The following is a 425-nucleotide window of genomic DNA, read 5'->3' as shown; positions in this document are numbered from 1 at the left end:
CCACATCGAAGCCGGTCAGATCCGGGTCAGTGTTGAAGAGATCGCGAAAATCCTTGTACCGAATCACTGGATGAAGGGGGGCCTCTTCATCGATGCCGGGCAGGTCCGCAGGACTTGCGCCGGGCAGGTCCGCAAGCTTGCCCCTGGCGAGATCGAGAGAGGCAACTTCATAAGGTGCGTCGAGTTTCCCTCCCTGTTCGATGTCGATCCAGAAAATATCGGCTCCAATCTCTCCCAGCTCACCATAGCGATGGCAGCGACCGAAGCGCTGCACCAGAGACGCCCAGGGCGCAAGCTCCGTAAAGAGAACGCGAGAGGTGATGTCCACCCCTGCTTCCACCGCCTGAGTGGCGAGGATGAGGCGGCCCGGGCCGTCAGAAGCCGGGGACTCAGTCAGCTTTCGATTGACGGTGAGACGCTCGGCA

General features: G+C 60.7%; 1 pseudogene. It reads right to left on the bottom strand.

Annotation, left to right across the window (positions count from 1 at the left end):
* Positions 1–425, bottom strand: a pseudogene (locus MWC30_RS22015) (CRISPR-associated helicase/endonuclease Cas3); the annotation flags it as partial.

This window comes from Desulforhabdus sp. TSK (assembly GCF_022836495.1).
Classification (GTDB): Bacteria; Desulfobacterota; Syntrophobacteria; order Syntrophobacterales; family Syntrophobacteraceae; genus Desulforhabdus.
This window is presented reverse-complemented; position numbering and strand designations above follow the sequence as displayed.